This is a genomic window from Actinoplanes sp. NPDC051859 (assembly GCF_044452725.1).
In the GTDB taxonomy this organism is placed as follows: domain Bacteria; phylum Actinomycetota; class Actinomycetes; order Mycobacteriales; family Micromonosporaceae; genus Actinoplanes.
Genome location: NZ_JBITBX010000003.1, coordinates 1 through 18129, shown reverse-complemented (window position 1 = coordinate 18129; position 18129 = coordinate 1). Strand labels below are relative to the sequence as shown.

The window sequence follows — 18129 nt, the reverse complement described above, 5'->3', positions numbered from 1 at the left end:
AGGAACTCAGAGGGACTCGACGATCTCGGCGGCGGTGCCGACCACGCCGCACCGGTCGGACACGCGGCGCAGGGCGTCGCGGTGGTACGCCGGACTGAAGTCGGCGACCGCATCGGCCACCACGAACGGCTGAATGTCGCGGGTGAAGGCATCCTGCGCGGTCGCGAGCACGCCGAGGTGCGCGTAGACGCCTGTGATGATCAGCTGGTCCCGGTCGCCCAGCAGGTCGGCCAATGGGGTGCCGGCGAACGCGCTCTCGCGCCGCTTGGTGAACCGGAGATCACCGGCGACCGGCGTCAGTGCATCCACAATGGCTAGTAGTCGCGGGTTGTCGGGCGGGCCGTCGCCCCAGAAGTCCTGCAGCAGGCCCCGTTCGGCCCGACTCTGTCCACCCGGTTGCGCCGAGTAGACCACCGGGACGCCCAGCTCGGCCGCGTGCTTGCGCAGGGTGTCGATGTTGTCCACCACCCGGGCCTGCAGCGCCCGGTCGGCGATGCCGAACGGCGCCAGGAAGTAGTTCTGCATGTCCTGTACGAGTAGGACGGCTCGGGCCGGTTCGAGTTTCCAGGTGACCCGCGCCTGGTGCAGGCCGAAGCCGGTCGGAATGGCGTACGGGCAGATGCGCGGCAACACTAATGACAACCCTCCTCCCGGTTAGTAAGGTCAGCCTAACCTAAGGCTCAGCCTCGGGAAACTCCGTGGAGGGTTCACACACATCCATGCCTCTCAGCACGGCCTTGCCCGCGAAGTAGGATAGGCTATCCTAACTTCGCCACCGTGGCAGGGACTCTCCCGCTTACCAGTGAGGCCGGCAGACGATGAAGATGTGCATGGCGACCGTATCGATAGGCGGCAGTCTCGAGGAGAAGATCTCCGCGCTTGCCGCCGCGGGTTTCGACAGCATCGAATTGCTTGACGACGACCTCCGACGCTCCGGTATGACACCGGAAGAATGCGCCCTCAGATGCGCCGATCTGGGCCTCACCATCGAGCTGTATCAGCCTTTCCGCCGGGCGGAAGGAGTGACACCGAGCGAATTTCGCGAGGTCCTCTCGCGCTTCCGCGCCGAGCTTGAGGTGATGCGCCGACTGGGCACCGACGCGATTCTCGTGGTGTCCAATACCGACCCGGACGCGGACAGCAGCCGCGATCTCTCGGCGGCGCAGCTGGCCATCCTGGGCGCCGCGGCAGCCGACCACGGGATGAAAGTCATGTTCGAGGCGCTGGCCTGGGGCACCCACATCAGCCACACCGCCGACGCCTTCGCGACCATCCGGGACGCGGGCCACCCGAACCTCGGCCTGGTGGTGGACACGTTCCACATGAACGCCCGGGGTGAGACCACGGACATGCTGACACAGCTGCCGCCGCACGCCGTCGGCTTCCTCCAGATCGCCGACGCACCCTGGCTGCCGATGGACCTGCTGCCGTGGAGCCGCGGCTACCGCTGCTTCCCCGGCGAGGGCGAGTTCGACCTGGCGGCGCAGGTCGCGGCTGTGGTCTCGGCCGGCTACCGCGGACCGCTCTCGCTCGAGATCTTCAACCCCGGATACCGGGAACGGCCGGCGCACGAGGTCGCCAAGGCCGGCGCCGAGGCGCTGCGACGACTCATCGCCGAGGTGACGGAATCGCCCGAGCGGCCGGTCGCCGCGGTCGGCGATCACCGCTGAGCCCGATAACGATCGAGATATTCGGTCGGCGAAATGCCGAAATGGCCTTTGAAAACCCGCCGGAAGGCATTCACGTTCGTGTAACCGACGCGGTGCGCCACCGCGTCCAGGGCCGCGCTCAAGCGCAGCAGAATGGCGGCCGCTTCCATCCGGTTACGGATTCTCCACTGCCGTAATGTCATTCCGGTCTCGGCCTGAAAGGTCCGCTCGACCGTACGCGCGGAGGTGTGCACCGATTCCGCGAGCTTCTCCACGCTCCGGATGTCGCCCGGATTGAACCGCAGGGCCTCGGCGATCGTCCGGGCCGGCTCGCTGACCGGCATCGGCAGCACAGTGGACAACACCGGGCTTTCCTCGATCAGGGCGAGAATCTGCCGGGCCAGGTTCGGCGCGGGCTCGATGATCGTGTTCCACGACACCGTGTACGCCAGCATCAGAGTGTGCAGGTCCCGGTCGACAGTGACCAGGGTGGGTTCGGTCAGCGTGGTGGCGATGTCCGCGGCCTGGAAGAACAACGGCATCGTCACCGAATTGGCCCGGACCGTGAACTCGTGCCGCACACCGACGGGCACCCACAGGGCATGTCCCGCCACCAGGGAGCGCTCGACGCCGTCGACCACCAGGTCCGCGTCCCCGCATACCTGCCAGAGCAGCACATGCAGGCGGTCCTCCTGCTGCACCGGGATCGAGACCGGCGGCATCCAGATCCGCCAAGGCGAGCTCACGTCGTCGCCGTACGCGCGCTGTGACATTCCACTGACCTCGGTCTTTTTCAGGGCGGGCCACGAATGATGGCGCGCAGACTGTCGGATTCTGCGCGACGTCTGTCGGAATCAGTGCACCGCACAAGCTTAGGTACGCCTAACCTTATAGTGGGCGCGTGCGGCATCGACGGTCGCGCCTCACTACACACCAGACGGTGTCGCTCATAACCAGGAGGAACCCCCCATGTCCAGCTCCTTGCTCCGCCGTGGCGGGCGGTGGCGCCTGACCTCCGTCGCCGCGCTGGCCGCGATCCTGACGATCACGGGCTGCGCCTCGACCGGCGCCAGCGACAAGCCGGCCACCTCCTCCTCTCAGGCACCGGCAGGCGCGCTGCCGGCCGCCGAGGGCACCACGGCCTACCCGCTGAAGCTGACCACGTGGGCCGGCGAGTCGACCCTGACCAAGCGGCCCGAGCGGATCGCCGTCATCGGCCTGAACCCCAATGCGGACGCGCTCCAGGCGCTCAACGTGACGCCGGTCTACACCCTCACCGACGACCCCGCCGCGCCCTGGCGTGACCAGGCCTGGCTGAAGAAGATCGAGAAGGTGGACACCGCCACCCGGCGGGACCCGATCAACTTCGAAGGCATCGCCGCGGCCAAGCCCGACCTGATCGTCGCGGTGGGCGCGCTCGAGGGCAAGCCCGACTACACGAAGCTGACCGCCATCGCCCCGGTGCTCGACACCAAGGAAGAGGCGGCCGAGATCACCTGGCAGGACCTGCAGCGGCTGATCGGTCAGACGCTCGACCTCACCGCCGCCTCCGACAAGCTGGTCGCGTCAGCCGAGCAGGCAATCGCCGACGTCGCCAAGGCGCACCCGGAATTCGCCGGTAAGACCATCGCCATCGCCAACGACTACGGCCCCCAGTACGGCCTGTCCTACTACACCATCGCGGACACCTTCACCGAGGCCGTCATGCTCAAGCTGGGCTTCGTCGCGCACCCCAACGCGAAGAAGTTCGTCGACGAAGACGTGATCTCCGACGAGAACCTGGGCCTGCTCGACGCCGACATCCTGGTGGTCACCTACGTCAGCGACGAGGTCCGCAAGGCCCGCGAGGCCAAGCCCCTGTTCAAGTCCATCAAGGCGGTCAGCGACGGCCGTTACGTTCCGCTGACCCTGGCGAAGGACGACTCGACCAAGCTCGTGACCACCGCCGGCAAGCAGGTGGACAACGCCACCTGGGTGCTGCGGGCCGGCGCCAGCACGGCCAGCCTGCCCTGGGCGGTCAAGGCGGTCGCCGATCAGTGGCTGGCCGGCGCCAAGCTCTCCTGACCCAGATCGCAGCAGGTGCCGGGACAGTGCCACCACGGTCCTGATCCCGGCACCTGACCGTCTTCGAAAGAGAAGCCGTGCCGCCAATCCCCACGCTCCAGCCGCCTGCCAAACCCCGGGCCGCCGCAACCCGACCGTCGTGGTACGGCCGCCGCGCAGCGGGCTTGCTGGTCATCCTGGCGGCGCTCGGGGTCGTCGGGCTGTTGAGCCTCTCGTTCGGCGCCAACCCGCTGCCACCCGTACGGGCGTGGGCGGTGTTGTGGGACCGGGACGGCAGCGAGGCGTCCCAGATCGTGTGGACCATCCGGCTGCCCCGCACCCTGCTCGGTGTTCTCGTCGGTGCGGCATTCGGAGTGGCGGGCGCGCTGATCCAGGCGTTGACCCGCAACCCGCTGGCCGACGCGGACCTGTTGGGCGTCTCCGCCGGTGCCGGGTTCGCCGTCACCGTCGGCGTCGGGTTCTTCGGCCTGACCAGCATCAACGGTTACATCTGGTTCGCTTTTGTCGGCGCCGCAGTAGCCACGGTCCTGGTGTACCTGATCGGTTCCGCCGGCCGGGCCTCGGCCCCACCCGAGGCAGTCGTCCTGGCAGGGGTCGCGCTGACCGTGGTGCTCAACGGGTTTGCCACCTTCCTCACGCTGATCGACGAGGAGACGTTCCGGGCGCTGCGCAACTGGGGGCTCGGCTCGATCGCCCGCACCGGCCCCGACGAGATCCGCACCGTCCTACCGTTCCTCCTGGCCGGCCTCTTGATCGCGATCATGCTCGCCGGGCCGCTGAACTCCATCGCGCTCGGCGACGACCTGGCCGCCTCGCTGGGCACCAAGGTCGGGCGCACCCGGATCCTCGGCATCGTCGCACTCACCCTGCTGGCCGGCGGGGGGACGGCACTGACCGGCGGCATCGGCTTCGTCGGGCTCATGGTGCCGCACGTCGTCCGGTGGTTCACCGGCCCGGACCAACGGTGGATCATCATCTATTCGGCCCTGGCCGCGCCCGTCCTGGTGCTGGCGGCGGACGTCATCGGGCGAGTGATCGTCCGACCGGGAGAGATCGAGGTGGGCATCGTGACCGCGGTCATCGGTGCGCCGGTGCTGATCGCCCTGGTGCGACGGCGGAAGGCGAGCGGCCTGTGAGCAAGGACGGCATCGCATTCGGATATCGCTCCCGGACCGTGCGGCACCGCTCGTTCTCCGGCCGGCTCAGCATCCGGTTGTTGGTGGCCTCGGCCGCCCTGGCCCTGATCGCCGTCGGACTGGCGGTCGTCGCGCTCACCCACGGGGACTACCCGCTGACGATCCAGCAGGTGTTCGGGTCGCTCACCGGAAGCGTGCAGGGCTTCGAGCACACCATCGTCGTCGATTGGCGACTACCGATCGTGCTCGCCGCCGTCGTTTTCGGCGCGCTGCTCGGCACCGGCGGGGCCATCTTCCAGTCGCTGACCCGCAACCCGCTGGGCGCGCCGGATGTGATCGGGTTCGACGCCGGCGCGTACACCGCGGTCGTGGTCGCCATCCTCGTCGTCGACACGAGAAACTACTGGTACCTGGCGGCGGCGGCGATCGTCGGCGGGCTGGTGACCGCGCTCGCGGTCTACCTCCTGTCCTACCGGGGCGGCATCCAGGGCTTCCGCCTGATCATCGTCGGCATCGGCGTGGCAGCGATGCTCGGCTCGCTGAACTCCTACCTGGTCTCCCGCGCCACGCTCGAGGACGCGCTCTCCGTCGGCTACTGGGGTGCCGGCTCCATCGCGCGCGTCACCTGGGCCTCGATGTTCCCCTCCCTCCTGATCGCCGCGGCGATCGCCGTCTCGGCGATACTGCTCGCCCCCTCGATGCGACGGCTCGAGCTCGGCGACGACGCCGCCGTGACGCTGGGAACCCGGCCCGGACCGGCGCGGCTCGGATTGGTCGTGACGGGCGTCGCTACGGTCGCGGTGGTCACCGCAGCTGCCGGCCCGATCAGCTTCATCGCACTCGCGGCGCCTCAGGTCGCCCGCCGGCTGACCCGATCGCCCGGAGTGAGCCTGCTGGCCTCGGCGGCCATGGGTGCCGCGCTCCTGTCCGGCGCCCACCTGATCTCCCTGCTCATCGCTCAGGCCTACCGCCCGGTGCCGGTCGGGCTGATCACGGTGTGTCTGGGTGGCGGCTACCTCATCTGGCTGTTGATCCGCGAAGCCCACCAACGGTACGGACTCACCCGATGAGCCCCGGCGAACCCGGAAAGGACGAGATGACCGACTCCCGTGTCGCCGCCCGCGACGCCACCATCGGCTACGACAAGCGCACCATCTCGGAGCGGCTGTCGGTGGCGATCCCGGACGGGTCGTTCACCGCGATCATCGGCCCCAACGGTTGCGGCAAATCGACCCTGCTGCGGGCACTGGCGCGTGTGCTGACGCCCACCACCGGGACGGTGCTGCTCGACGGCAAGGCGATCGGCTCGTACAAATCCAAAGAGGTCGCTCGCCGGATCGGGCTGCTGCCGCAAACGTCGCTCGCTCCGGACGGCATCCGGGTTGCCGACCTCGTCGCCCGAGGGCGTGCCCCGTACCAAAATCTGATCCAGCAGTGGCGTTCCTCGGACGAGCAGGCGGTGGTGGCCGCGCTCGCGGCGACCCGCCTCACCGAGCTCTCCGGACGTCTGGTGGACGAGTTGTCCGGCGGGCAGCGGCAGCGGGTGTGGGTGGCGATGCTGCTGGCCCAGGACACCCCGATCATGCTGCTGGACGAGCCCACCACGTTTCTGGACATCGCCCACCAGTACGAACTGATGGAGTTGTTCCGCACCTTCCACGACGAGGGCAAGACCATCGTCAGCGTGCTGCACGACCTCAACCAGGCCGCCCGCTACGCCGATCACCTAATCGTCATGCGTGACGGCCGGATCGTCACGACCGGGGCGCCGGGCGACATCATCACCGCCGAGCTCGTCGAGGCCGTGTTCGGGCTGCGTGCCCTGGTCGCGCCCGATCCGGTCACCGGCACCCCCACGGTCATTCCCCTCGATCCCCGTACCGCGGCAGTCCACCCGGTCGAGCCCCACGAAGAACCACGCCCCCAGGAGAGCATTCGATGAACAGAGACAAGCTGCCCCGGTTCACCGGACCGAACCTGACCGGTGAACTTCAGTTCAACTACCTGGACCGGCTCATTCGTCGCGACCTGCGGGTGGCACGGACCGAGGACATCACGCCGCGGTACCGGCGCGTCGTTTTCGTCGGAGACGACCTGGCCGACGGTTTTCCGTACGTGCCCTTCTCCCCCGATCACGTCCGGGTGTTCTTCCCCCACCCCAAGACCGGGGAGCTGGTGGCGCCGCGGGAGCAGCCCGACGGGAGCTGGCCCAACGAAGGTGGCACCGGTGATCCGATCCACCGCGACTACACCGTGCGGGCCTGGGATCCCGAGACCCGCGAACTCAGCCTCGACTTCGTCCTGCACGGCCACGGCGTCGCCGGCCGGTGGGCGCAGCGGGCCCAGGCGGGGGACCTGCTGGTGGTGAACGGTCCGAGCTCGAACTGGCGGCTGCCCGAGAACTACCCGCACTACCTCGCGCTCGGCGACGAGACCGCCCTACCGGCCCTCGCTCGGATCATCAGCGAAGCACCGGCCGGGTCGCACGTCACAGCCTTCATCGAGATCGCCGACGCCGGCGAGCAGCAGAAGCTGACCGGCCCGGCCGACGTCGACCTGCACTGGATCCACCGCGACTCGGCACCGGTGGGCGACGGACACCTGAGCCCCCTGGAGACCGCGTTGCGCGCCTGGCAGTCGCCGGCGGATTCGAGCAGCCTGTTCGCGTTCGCTGCCGGGGAGACAAACTCGCTCAAGCCGATCCGGCGGTACCTACGCAACGAGATGGGCCTCACCGTGGACCAGGTCGTCGTCGACGGGTACTGGAAGCGCGGCGTCGGCGGTTTCGACCACCACGACTCCGACATCGACGATGACTGAACCGGCATCCGGCGGTCCGGCCGAGCAGCGCTGGGGCCGGTTCGAGGCGCCCGCCGTGCCCGACGAGCGGATCCGGCTGCGTGTCGATCCGGCCTGGTCACCGGCCCGGCTGACCCGGGCGATCATCGCGTCGGTCTGGCCGTACGCAGCGGCCGGCGCCAGCCTGCGAATACTGTTCAATGTCACCGAGGTGCTGGTACCCGTCGTGGTCGGCACGCTGGTCGACGACGTCGTCGCGCCGGCGGCCAGCGGCGCGAGCGCCCGGGACATCGGCTTGCCGCTGGCGGCTTGGACGAGCGCCCTCATCGGCCTGTACGTGCTGATGAACATCGGCTTCCGCTTCGGCGGGCGGCTGGGGTGGTACGGGGTGCAGCGCGCACACTACGAGCTGTCCCAGGGCACCCTGAAGCGGGTGCTCGACGAGCGCGACCTGGGGGCTACCGCGCAGCCGCCCGGGCGGTTGCTCTCGCTGGTGACGTCCGACGCATTCCAGGCGTGCCAGTCGGTGTACGTGTCGATCTACCCGCCCGGTGAGCTGATCGGACTGCTGGTCGCCGCGGGAGTGCTGTTCGCGGTGTACCCCGCCCTCGGCATCGGGGTCATCCTGGCCCTGCCCATCGTGCTCGGGCTGATGCACTTGGCCGCCTACCCGCTGCGGCTGCGCAGCAAAGACGAGCAGGCGGGGCTCGCCGACGCCGCCGCCGAGGCCGCCGACCTGGTCGCCGGATTCCGGGTGATCCGCGGCCTGCACGCCCAGCGCACCGCCGCCGGCCGCTACCGCAAGGTCAGCCGGGACGCGCTGCGGGCGACATTGGCAGCCCGGTCCGCGGAGGCGGCGTTCGACGGCGCCAGCACCGCTGTCGGCAACCTGTTCGCTGCGGGGGTGACCATCACGGCGGCACTGCTGGCTTTCGGTGGACAGATCACCGTGGGTCAGCTGATCACGGTGTCCGGCGTCGCCCTCACCCTGATCGGTCCGCTCGACGCGCTGATCGGCGTACAGGGATCGATCTGGGCCATGTCCCAGGCCTCCGGCGAACGCCTGCTCGACCTGCTCCGCACGCCCCGTAACCCCGCCAGTGCCGGAACCGCTGCGGCCGGCCAGGACGGGGCGCCGGCTCTGGCGTTCGAGCATCTGGCATTGACCGACGGCCTGATCCTGCACGGGCGGATCGACCCCGGAGAGTTTGTCGTCCTGCACCTGCCGCACGCGGCACGAGGAGCACTCGGCGACCTCCTTTCCCTTCGGGTCGAACCCGCCGCCGGCATCCTCACTTTCGCTGGCCGGCCACCGGCTGAGCACTCTGCGGATCGCTGGCGCAGACGGGCACTCATCGCCCCGCACACCCCGGCGCTGCTGCCGGGGACGGTGCTCGACAACGTCCGCGCCACCGGGGACGAGCCGGTCACGGCCGAGGCCGCGTACACGGCACTGGCGGTGGCGGCGCTAAGCGCTGCCGAACTGCCCGACGGTTTCGAGACGATCGCGGGGTACGGCGGCTGGCAACTCTCCGGCGGGCAGCGGCAGCGCATCGCCCTGGCCCGTGCGGTCGCCGCCGACCCCGAGCTGCTAATCCTCGACGAACCCACCACCTCGGTGGACGCGGTCACCGAGCACACCATCGCCACTGCGCTCCGGGCCCACCGCGCCGGCCGGACCACCGTCGTGCTGACCGCAGCACCAGCCTTCCGCGCGGTTGCCGACCGGGTCATCACCGCCGAACAGGAAACGAGTGTCGATGTCTGAGCCGACCTCCCGAGGGCCGGACGCCGCTGGCGGGACGTTGCCGGTCGCGTCCGGTCGCACGGTCGCGTCCGTCCTGTGGCGGATGCTCGCTGGACGCCGCCCGGCACTGTGCGGAATTCTGGCGCTCTTCCTGATCGAGGCGGGCCTCGCACTCGTCTTTCCGATGGTGATCGGCAACCTGGTCGACACCGTACGGGCCGCCGGCGGTGCCGGGGTGCCGGGGTCGTTCTGGTGGCAGGTCGCGCTGCTCCCCGCCACGGCGGTGGCAGCCGGGGTGCTAGCCTGGCTGGCCACGTTTGCCCTGGCCCGGCTCGCCGAAACTGTGGTCGCCGAGTTGCGGGAAAGTTACGTCGCGGCGGCGTTGGATCTACCGCGGGCCACGATCGAGACCGCCGGCACCGGTGATGTGGTCACCCGCGCGTCTGACGACATCTCGCAGGTCTCCGGCACGCTGCCGGACGTGCTGCCGCGGGTGAGCGTCTCGGTGTTGACCATGGTGCTGGTCGCGGGTGGCCTCGCTGCGCTCGACCCATGGTTCCTGGCGGGCTATGCACTCACCGTCCCGGTGTACGCCCTGACCGTACGGTGGTATCTGCGCAGTGCTCCAGGCGTCTATGTCGCCCAGCGCGCCGCCGAGTCGGCCAGGGGAGATGAGATCCTGGGCACGCTGACCCAACTGCCGACGGTGACGGCACACCGGCTGCAACACCGCCAGTTGCACCGCATCAAGACGGCGTCCTGGCAGACCGTCCGGTGGGCGATGCGCACCCGGATCATCCAGAATCGAATGTACGGACATCTCAACGTCGCCGAGGTGCTCGGGTTGCTGGCCGTGCTCGGCATCGGAATCTGGCTCGCTCTCACCGGCGAGGCCACGGCCGGGCAGGTTACCGCCGCCGTTCTCCTGTTCCTGCGAACCGTCGCACCCATCGCGGAACTGCTGTTCCTGATGGACGAATTGCAGTCGGCCCTGGCTTCGCTCGGCCGCATCATCGGCGTCACGTCGACCGTGCCGAACACCGCCGACAGCACGTCGGACACCACCCGGACGGACGCTGGGCCGGCCGTCGAGCTTGCCGGTGTGCACTTTGCCTACCGACCGGATCGGCCGGTGCTCACCGCGGTCGACACCCGGATCGAGGACCGGACGATGCTCGCCGTAGTCGGAGCCACCGGGTCAGGTAAGTCCACTCTGGCCGCACTGGTCGCCGGGGTCTACCGGCCCGGAAAGGGCGAGGTCATCCGCCGGGTCGAGCCACAGCGGATCGTCACCGTCACGCAGGAAACACACGTGTTCGCCGGCACCGTGCGGGACAACCTCACCCTCGTCGCGCCCGGCGCCACCGACGAACGGGTAACCGCGGCGTTGCGGCGGGTCGGCGCCGAGCACATCGTCGCATTGCTACCCGACGGCCTCGATACCGAGGTGGGCGACGGCGGCTATGCCGTCACGGGGGCGCAGGCCCAGCACCTCGCCTTGGCGCGGCTGGCGCTCGCCGACCCGGCCCTGGTCATCCTGGACGAGGCCACCGCCGAGGCGGACACGGCCGACACCGCTGTGCTCGACGGGGCAACGACCGCCGTCACGGCAGGCCGTTCCGCGCTCGTCATCGCCCACCGCCTCTCCCAGGCCCGCACCGCGGACCGGATCATCGTGCTGGAAGGCGGGCGGCTGGTGGAGAGCGGCACCCATGACGATCTGATCGCCGCGGCCGGCCGGTACGCCGAGCTCTGGAGCGCCTGGGACAACGGCCGCTCCTGAGACTGGCGTACCTGATGAGCTGAGGGCCGAGGTGATGGCGTTCCCCCGCCACCGCCTCGGCCCTACCTCGTCAGCCGGCCACGTTCTCGCCACTGAGCTGCAGCTCGCGTAACACGGTGAGCCAGTGCGCCACACGCTGGTCCTCGGCGAGCGCGATGTAGTCGATCTGCGTCAAGCCGGCGCTGCGCCACCGTTCGACCAGCTCCATGACGCGGACTGAGTCCATGCCCTGGTCGCGCAGGTCGGCCTCGTGATCGAGGTCGGCAGGCTCGAGATACAGCAGTTCGGCGATGTCAGCCAAGGCCTGCTCGGCAGTGATGTTCATGCACTTTCTCCTTCGGTGAGCAGCTCCACGAGGCGGGGCACCCACTGCTGGGTGGGAGCGTCCCCGATGATGACTTCCAGGTGGCTGGCCGCGACGGAGACCGTACGCAGCTTCGGCAGGAACGACGACCACATCGTGGCGAGCTGCTGCGGGTAGTCCTCCGCCTCGCCGTCCTCGGTCGCTGCGACCAGCAGCGCCGGCACGTCCAGCCTGCCGCGGGTTGGCTCGGCCAGCAGCAAGTCGGCGCGGGTCGCTGCGATGGCGATCGAACGCCGTTGCTCGGCGCTGAGGCCACCGAATACCCGCTCGCGGAGATCCAGAACTTCCTCCTGCAACTGGTCGGCGACCCGGTCCTGCAGGGCGACGTCGGCCAGCAGGTCCGCCATCGGCACGTCGACGATGTCCACGTTCTCCCGCAAAGGCCCCTCGGCGACCGGGATGGCGTCGACGATGCCGAGGCCGCGTACGCGATGGCCGCGGGCGGTCAGTTCTCGGGCGACCCCGTAGGCGAGGTGCCCGCCCCAGGAGAAGCCGAGCAGATCGTACGGCCCGGCGGGCTGCGTCTCCACGATCACGTCGGTGTACGCCCGGCAGAGGTCCGCGAAGTCGGCGAAGTCCACCTGCAGTCCGCCGTGCGCCGGGTCCTGCAGGCCGTACAGGCCCCAGTCGTCCGGCAGCATGCCGAGCAGCCTTCGGTACATCGTGGCCAGTCCGGTGTACTCGTGGAAGCAGAACAGCGCCCGGTCGCCCGTGCTCTCGCGCAGCGGAAGCACCACCGCGTCGTGCAGGGTCGGACCGGAGGATCCCGCCCGTGCGTCGATGCTCTGCGCCAGCGCCACCACCGTCTGATGGGTGAAGACCTGCTTCACCAGCAGACCGTGCTCGCCTGCGGCGTTGACCCGGGCTACCAGGCGCATCGCCAGCAGCGAGTTGCCGCCGATCTCGAAGAAGTTCGCCGTCGTGGACACCCGCTCGGCCCCGATCAGCTCGGCGACCGCGGCCGCGATCAGCTCCTCGGTCGGCGTACGCGGTGCGACGTATTCCGCACCGGCGGTCTCGATCTCGGGCAGCGCCCGGGCGTCGATCTTGCCGTTGACGGTCAGCGGGATGTCCGCGACCGCGGCCAGGCCGGCGGGAACCATGTAGTCGGGCAGCAGCGCCCGGACTCTGGACCGGACGGCGTCGATGTCGACACCCGTGGGGTCGCCGGCGGCGGGCACCAGGTAGCCGTACAACTGCACCGCACCGGAGGCGTCCTTGCGGGCGATCACCGCGGCGCGGGCCACCTGCGGGTCGGCCGCGAGCACGTCGGCCACCTCGCCCGGCTCGATCCGGTAGCCGCGGATCTTCACCTGGTCGTCGGCCCGGCCGAGGAAGTCGATGTTCCCCTCCGGAGTCCACCGTGCGAGGTCACCGGTGCGGTACATCCGCTGCCCCGGCTCCCACGGGCAGGCGGTGAACCGTTCGGCGGTCAGCGCGGCCTGCTCCCAGTAGCCACGGGCGGTGCCGGCCCCCGCGAGATACAGCTCACCGGCGACGCCGGGCAGGGTGGGCTGCAAGTTCTCGTCGAGAATGTACGCCCGCGTGTTGAAGATCGGCTTGCCCACACTCGAGGTCGGGCTGTCCGCCAGATCGGCGCCGAGCGCGTTGATCGTGTACTCGGTCGGACCGTAGAGGTTGTAGGCCTCGACGCCCGGTGCGTCGCGCAGCTGCTGCCACAGCCGTTCCGGCACCGCCTCACCGCCCAGCGACACGAACACCACGCCGGGTGCGTCGGCCGACACCGAGCGGCCCGCGGGCCGGTCCCGGTCGAGCAGGCCGTCGTCCACGAGCAGTTGACCGTACGACGGGGTGACGTCGAAACCGTCCATCCGGGTCTCGTCGTAGTAGGCCAGCAGACGGGCGGGCTCGCGCCGCAACTCCTCGTCGATCACGTGTACCTCGTGCCCGTTGAGCAGCCAGAACAGCTGCTCCCAGGAGGCGTCGAAGGAGAACGACGTGGTGTGCGCGATCTTCATTCGCCGGCCGCCCTGATGTGCGACGACCCGGTCGAAGATCTCCTCCACGTGGTTGGCGTACATGTTCGTCAAGCCGCGGTAGCCAACGGCCACGCCCTTGGGGCGCCCGGTGGAACCGGAGGTGAACAGGACGTAGGCGAGGTTGTCGAGCGAGATGGCGCCGCCACGCTCGGCCACGGTGATCGCCCCGGTGTCGAAGCCGGCGATCCGCTCCCGTACGGAAAGGGTGTCCAGGTTGACGATCCGGCCGGCGTGGTCGCTGAGCCGGTGCGCGTCGCGGTCCGTCACCAGAGTGACCGTGGGCCGGGCGACCGACAGCATGTAGTCGATCCGGTCGTCGGGGTGCTCGGCGTCGACCGGCACATAGGCCGCGCCGACAGCGAACACGGCGAACATCGCGATCACCATGCGCTCGTCCCGGGGCAGCAGCAGCGCGACCCGGTGTTCCGGCCGCACCCCCTCGGACAGCAGCAGACGGGCGTACCGGTGAACCTCGGCGGCGAACTCGGTGAAGGTGTAGGACCGGTCCCCGGCGACCAGCGCGGTCTCTCCCGGCGACCGCGTGACCTGCTCCGCCAGGAGGTCACCAACCGTCACCGCATCGACAGCACGGACCGCGGCGGCGTCTGGTGCGCTCTTCTCGTGGGGCAGCAGGGCAGGAACCAGGCCGACCGGATCCGCGAGGTGCTCGGTCAGGAAGCCCAGCACCCGCAGGTAGCGCTCCATGACCACACCGGCGGCCTCCTGCTCGTACGCGTCGCGGCGGAACGAAAGCCGGACGTGCACGGCCGGGGTGCCCGCGGTCTCCCACGGGTTGACCGCGAACGTCAGTGGATAGTGGGTCGCGTCGTCCAACCCGCCACCGGTCACCTTCGCGTCACTGCCCGCATCGCTGTCCACTTCGTACGGGAAGTTCTGCACGACGAACAGCGTGTCGAACAGCGTGCCCAGCCCCGTCTCGTCCTGAATCCGGCTCAGCGAGGCGTAGGAGTGGTCCACCACGGTCGCCTGGTCGGCCTGCATCCGGGACAGCAGGGTTTCGACCGGCTCGAACGGGTCGAGGGTGACCCGCAGCGGCAACGTGTTGAACAGCAGGCCGACGATCCGCTCGGCCCCGACCAGTTCCGGCGGTCGCCCCGAGACGGTGTTGCCGAACACCACGTCGCCGCTGCCGGTAAGCCGGCCCAGCGTGATCGCCCAGGCTGCCTGCAACAGGGTTCCGACCGTGCTCCCGGCGGCTCGGGCAGCCGCGAAGACGCGCGCCGCGGTGGCCGGCTCGAGATCGTGGTGCAGGTCCCCAGTGTCGACCCGGCTGTCACCGAGGTCGCCGCCGGCCGGCCAGACGATCGAAGGTCCGGCCAGGTCGGCGAGGTAGTCCCGCCAGGCCGAGTAGGTGGCCTCGGCGTCCCGGTCGGCCAGCCAGTCCAGGTAGTCGCGGAACGGTACGGCCGCGACGCGATCCGCGCGTTCCGGGTCCTGGTAGGCCGCGATCACCTCGGCCATCACCAGGTTCAGCGACCAGCCGTCCATCAGGATGTGCTCGAAGGTCATCGCCAGCGTCCACTCGGCCGGCGCCCGTTCCAGCAGCACGAAGCGCAGCAGCGGAGGCTGCTCGTGGTCGAACGGCGCCGCCCGCTCGGCAGCCAGGAACGCGGCCGGGTCGGCCACTCCTGTGGCGACCCGGTAAGGCAGCGCGGCGGCCGCCGGCACGACCTGCACCTCGCCCTCGCCCAGCGCGACGAAGCCCGCGCGCAGGTTCGGGTGGCGGTGCAGCACCGCCGCCACCGCGTCGCCCATCCGCACCGGGTCGACCAGACCGGACAGGTTGCGGGTCACCTGCGACACGTACGCGTTGTGGTCGTCAGTCTCCCGGGCCCGCACCATGTGGTACAGCAGGCCGCTCTGCAATGGCGACAGCGGCATCAGTTCAGCATCGGCGCCGTAGCGTGCCCGTACCTGCGCCGCCTCAGCGGCCGACAGCGGTAGCCGGTCGGCGCGACGTAGCTCGGGCGCGGCAACGGCAACGTCGCCGGCGACCAGCCCTCGGGTCGCGATGTCCTCGAGGATCGCTTCGGCGACCTGCGCGGCGTCGACACCGGCCGTGGTCACCACCCGTACCGTCACCTGGCCTGGCGCGACGAGCACTGCGACGGACAAGGGCGCGTTGCTGGCCCGGTCGCCGATGTTCTCCGCGGCCGTCCGGAACAGCTCGATCCGCACGGTGGGGTCGGGGACGTCGTCGAGGTAGCGGCTCAGGTTGGGGTCGCCCGACAATGCCGCGTACTCGTCGGCGCGCCGGGGGTCCCAGGTGAGTGCCGCTTGGAGGCCCGGCATCGCCTCGTCGCCGGCGATGATGTCGGCGCAGAGATCGCCGGGGATCACGGCCGGGAGGCAGCGCACGCCGCCGGCCAGATTCGGGACCGGCTCCGCAAACTCGATCACGAGATCGTCTGTCACGCCCAGTGCTCGCACCACGGCGGCCGCAAGGCGAGCGCGGACGGCGGACGGCTCGCCAGCACACACCGGTGCCGAACCCACGACAGACGCTGCCGTCTGTCCATTCTGGATGATCGGCTGCCACGGCTCCGCGTCGGCGAGGGCATCGACGTGGTCGTCCCAGAAAGGATCGTCGAGCACCGTACGCAGGTCGCCGACGTCAACCGACGACTCCTCGCCCGGGCGGACCGTCAACACCGTGCCGACCCGGTACGCCTCGACCAGTCGAGCGGCCGCCGGCGTCAACGCGTCCAACACCTCGGGGTTCGCGTCCGCGGTGGCGAGCCAGCCCAGCCCGCCGTCATCGATGCTCACCACCAGAGGCGCGGCGCCGGGCAGTGCCAGCGTCAGATGGTCGGCGGCGGCCCGCCAGAGCGGCGCGTCGACGATGTCGAAATCAGGGATCGCGTACCGGTAGGTCGGTGCGACGTCGACGGACGGAGCGGAGTCGCGGGCCAACCGCACCAACTCGGCGAGCTGAATCACCGGTAGGGCCGGGTGGCGGCCACCGAGCACCAGGAACAGGCGGGTGGTTGCCAACAACCGCCGGGTGGTCTCGGCCGAGAACAACTCGCGTACGCCGTCGAGGTGCAACCGGTACCCGCCACCGGACTTCCGAGCCAGGGCGAAGACCAGGTCGAACAGCGCCGGTGGGGCGTTGTCGTCGTCGAGTTCGGTGTAGTCGGGCGCTTCGGGCGCGTACGGAAGCAGGTGCTCCCCGGCGACGGCCTGCGACTCGTCATCGAGGTCGAAGAAGGCCGCCATCACCTGGAAGAGCGGGCTTACTCCCGGCAGCCGCGGCGGGTTGACCGCTTCCACGATGCTCTCGAACGGCACCAGCTTGTGCTCGCTGGCCTCGATCGCGCGATCGCGGACGGCCCGCAGCGTCTGTGCGAAGCCACGGTCCGGTGCGATGTCCGCCCGCACGACGGCGGTGTTCACGAAGTAGCCGATCAGATCGTCGAGACCAGGGTCGTCGCGCAGGTCCACCGGCGTGCCCACCCCGATCGACGTCGGCGCTCCCTCGCTCCAGAGGGCGAGCGCGAGCGCGCCGACGAGCGCGTGCAGCGGGGTGGCCGCCCGCTCGGCCAGCAGGTCGAGCAGGTCGTCCACCTCGGCGGCGGCGAGCTCGACCGCCACCGAACGCACCGTCGGTGCCTCGATCCCGGCTCGCTCGCGGTCGAGGGGCAGCGGTGTCTCGACGGGTAGCCCGCCGAGCGTCTCCCGCCAATGGGTCAGCTCGGCGGCGAACAGCGACTTCGGGTCGTCCCGTTCACCGAGCACCCGCCGCTGCCACACAGCGAAGTCCGCGTACTGCCCGGCCAGCGGAACGAGTCCGGCAGGGGCTCCGCCAGTCTCCTCGGTGTAGTACGCGTCGAGGTCCCGCAGCATCGGCGTGGCGGACTGCTCATCGGTGACGATGTGGTGACCGTGCACCGCGAGGATGTCGATCTCGCCGGTCCGCAGCAGCGTGAACCGCATCCCCGGCTCAGCGGTGATGTCGACCGGCTGGTCGAGCAGCGCCGCGATCCGTTGCTGCACCGCGTCTGGTGAAATCTGCTCTGTGCGCAGCACACCGGTTGCGGGTGCCGGGTGTACGACCTGAGTCAGCGCACCGGAACCGTCGAACGCGAACGTCGTCCGTAGCACCTCGTGCCGCTCGATCAGCCGGCTGAGCGCCCGGTCGAGCGCGGCAGCGTCGGCCCGACCGCGGAACCGGAAAGCGTCCCCGGCACGGTAGGCACTGTCGCCGGACACCTGCTCGGTGAGCCAGAGCGCCTGCTGCCCGTAGGAGGCCGGGATCACCTCGGGACGCGTCACGTCCGTAAAGCGAACGGACGGCGCGGCCGCGGTCACCGAGGCCTCCGGCAGCGCGGCGAGGCGGGCTACGGTGGGCCGGTCGAACAGATTCCGCAACGTCAGCGACGCACCAAGGCGAGCATTCGCCCGAGTAACAACCCGAGTCGCCAGCAGTGAGTGCCCACCAAGCCGGAAGAAGTCATCGTCCACCGACACCGCCGGTACTTGCAGAACTTCCTGGAACACCTCGGCCAGCACCTGCTCGGTGTGGGTCTGCGGCACCCGCCCAGCCGTGCCACCGAGCGTTGGGAC

Annotated in this window: 12 protein-coding genes; 8 read left to right on the top strand and 4 right to left on the bottom strand. The window is 69.8% G+C overall.

Annotated elements, in window-relative coordinates:
• Positions 1-6: 6 nt before the first annotated feature.
• On the bottom strand, positions 7-633 hold the full coding sequence (locus ACIA1L_RS07925; RefSeq protein WP_396071805.1) for an isochorismatase family protein: 627 nt from the start codon (positions 631-633) through the stop codon (positions 7-9).
• A gap of 197 nt (positions 634-830) precedes the next feature.
• Between ACIA1L_RS07925 and ACIA1L_RS07920 the strand changes: the two genes are divergently transcribed.
• Positions 831-1670, top strand: a complete 840-nt coding sequence (locus ACIA1L_RS07920) for a sugar phosphate isomerase/epimerase family protein (RefSeq protein ID WP_396071804.1) — start codon at positions 831-833, stop codon at positions 1668-1670.
• Here ACIA1L_RS07920 and ACIA1L_RS07915 read toward each other — a convergent pair.
• Entirely contained in the window at positions 1661-2422 is a 762-nt protein-coding gene (locus tag ACIA1L_RS07915; RefSeq protein WP_396071803.1) for a helix-turn-helix domain-containing protein, read from the bottom strand. The genes ACIA1L_RS07920 and ACIA1L_RS07915 overlap by 10 nt on opposite strands.
• A 196-nt stretch (positions 2423-2618) precedes the next feature.
• Between ACIA1L_RS07915 and ACIA1L_RS07910 the strand changes: the two genes are divergently transcribed.
• The 7 genes from ACIA1L_RS07910 (at position 2619) to ACIA1L_RS07880 (ending at position 11178) form a co-directional block, all read left to right on the top strand.
• Positions 2619-3713 carry an ABC transporter substrate-binding protein gene (locus tag ACIA1L_RS07910; RefSeq protein WP_396071802.1) on the top strand — a complete coding sequence of 365 codons (1095 nt, stop codon included), beginning with the start codon at positions 2619-2621 and terminating at the stop codon, positions 3711-3713.
• A 77-nt stretch (positions 3714-3790) separates the two neighbouring features.
• Positions 3791-4849, top strand: a complete 1059-nt coding sequence (locus ACIA1L_RS07905) for a FecCD family ABC transporter permease (RefSeq protein ID WP_396071801.1) — start codon at positions 3791-3793, stop codon at positions 4847-4849.
• Positions 4846-5919, top strand: a complete 1074-nt coding sequence (locus ACIA1L_RS07900; protein ID WP_396071799.1) for a FecCD family ABC transporter permease — start codon at positions 4846-4848, stop codon at positions 5917-5919. The genes ACIA1L_RS07905 and ACIA1L_RS07900 overlap by 4 nt, the downstream gene beginning before the upstream one ends.
• A 26-nt stretch (positions 5920-5945) precedes the next feature.
• The gene (locus ACIA1L_RS07895) at positions 5946-6791 is read left to right on the top strand and encodes an ABC transporter ATP-binding protein (protein ID WP_396071798.1); all 846 of its coding nucleotides are present in this window, start codon (positions 5946-5948) and stop codon (positions 6789-6791) included.
• On the top strand, positions 6788-7669 hold the full coding sequence (locus tag ACIA1L_RS07890) for a siderophore-interacting protein (protein WP_396071797.1): 882 nt from the start codon (positions 6788-6790) through the stop codon (positions 7667-7669). Before ACIA1L_RS07895 ends, ACIA1L_RS07890 begins: the two co-directional genes overlap by 4 nt.
• Positions 7662-9416, top strand: a complete 1755-nt coding sequence (locus ACIA1L_RS07885) for an ABC transporter transmembrane domain-containing protein (RefSeq protein ID WP_396071796.1) — start codon at positions 7662-7664, stop codon at positions 9414-9416. Before ACIA1L_RS07890 ends, ACIA1L_RS07885 begins: the two co-directional genes overlap by 8 nt.
• Entirely contained in the window at positions 9409-11178 is a 1770-nt protein-coding gene (locus tag ACIA1L_RS07880; protein WP_396071795.1) for an ABC transporter ATP-binding protein, read from the top strand. The genes ACIA1L_RS07885 and ACIA1L_RS07880 overlap by 8 nt, the downstream gene beginning before the upstream one ends.
• A gap of 70 nt (positions 11179-11248) precedes the next feature.
• On the opposite strand, the gene ACIA1L_RS07875 is transcribed toward ACIA1L_RS07880, so the two are convergent.
• A complete protein-coding gene (locus ACIA1L_RS07875; RefSeq protein WP_396071794.1) occupies positions 11249-11503 on the bottom strand; it encodes a phosphopantetheine-binding protein in 255 nt (84 codons plus the stop codon).
• Complete coding sequence (locus ACIA1L_RS07870) at positions 11500-18063, bottom strand: amino acid adenylation domain-containing protein (protein ID WP_396072443.1); 6564 nt, start codon at positions 18061-18063, stop codon at positions 11500-11502. Before ACIA1L_RS07870 ends, ACIA1L_RS07875 begins: the two co-directional genes overlap by 4 nt.
• Positions 18064-18129 lie beyond the last annotated feature (66 nt).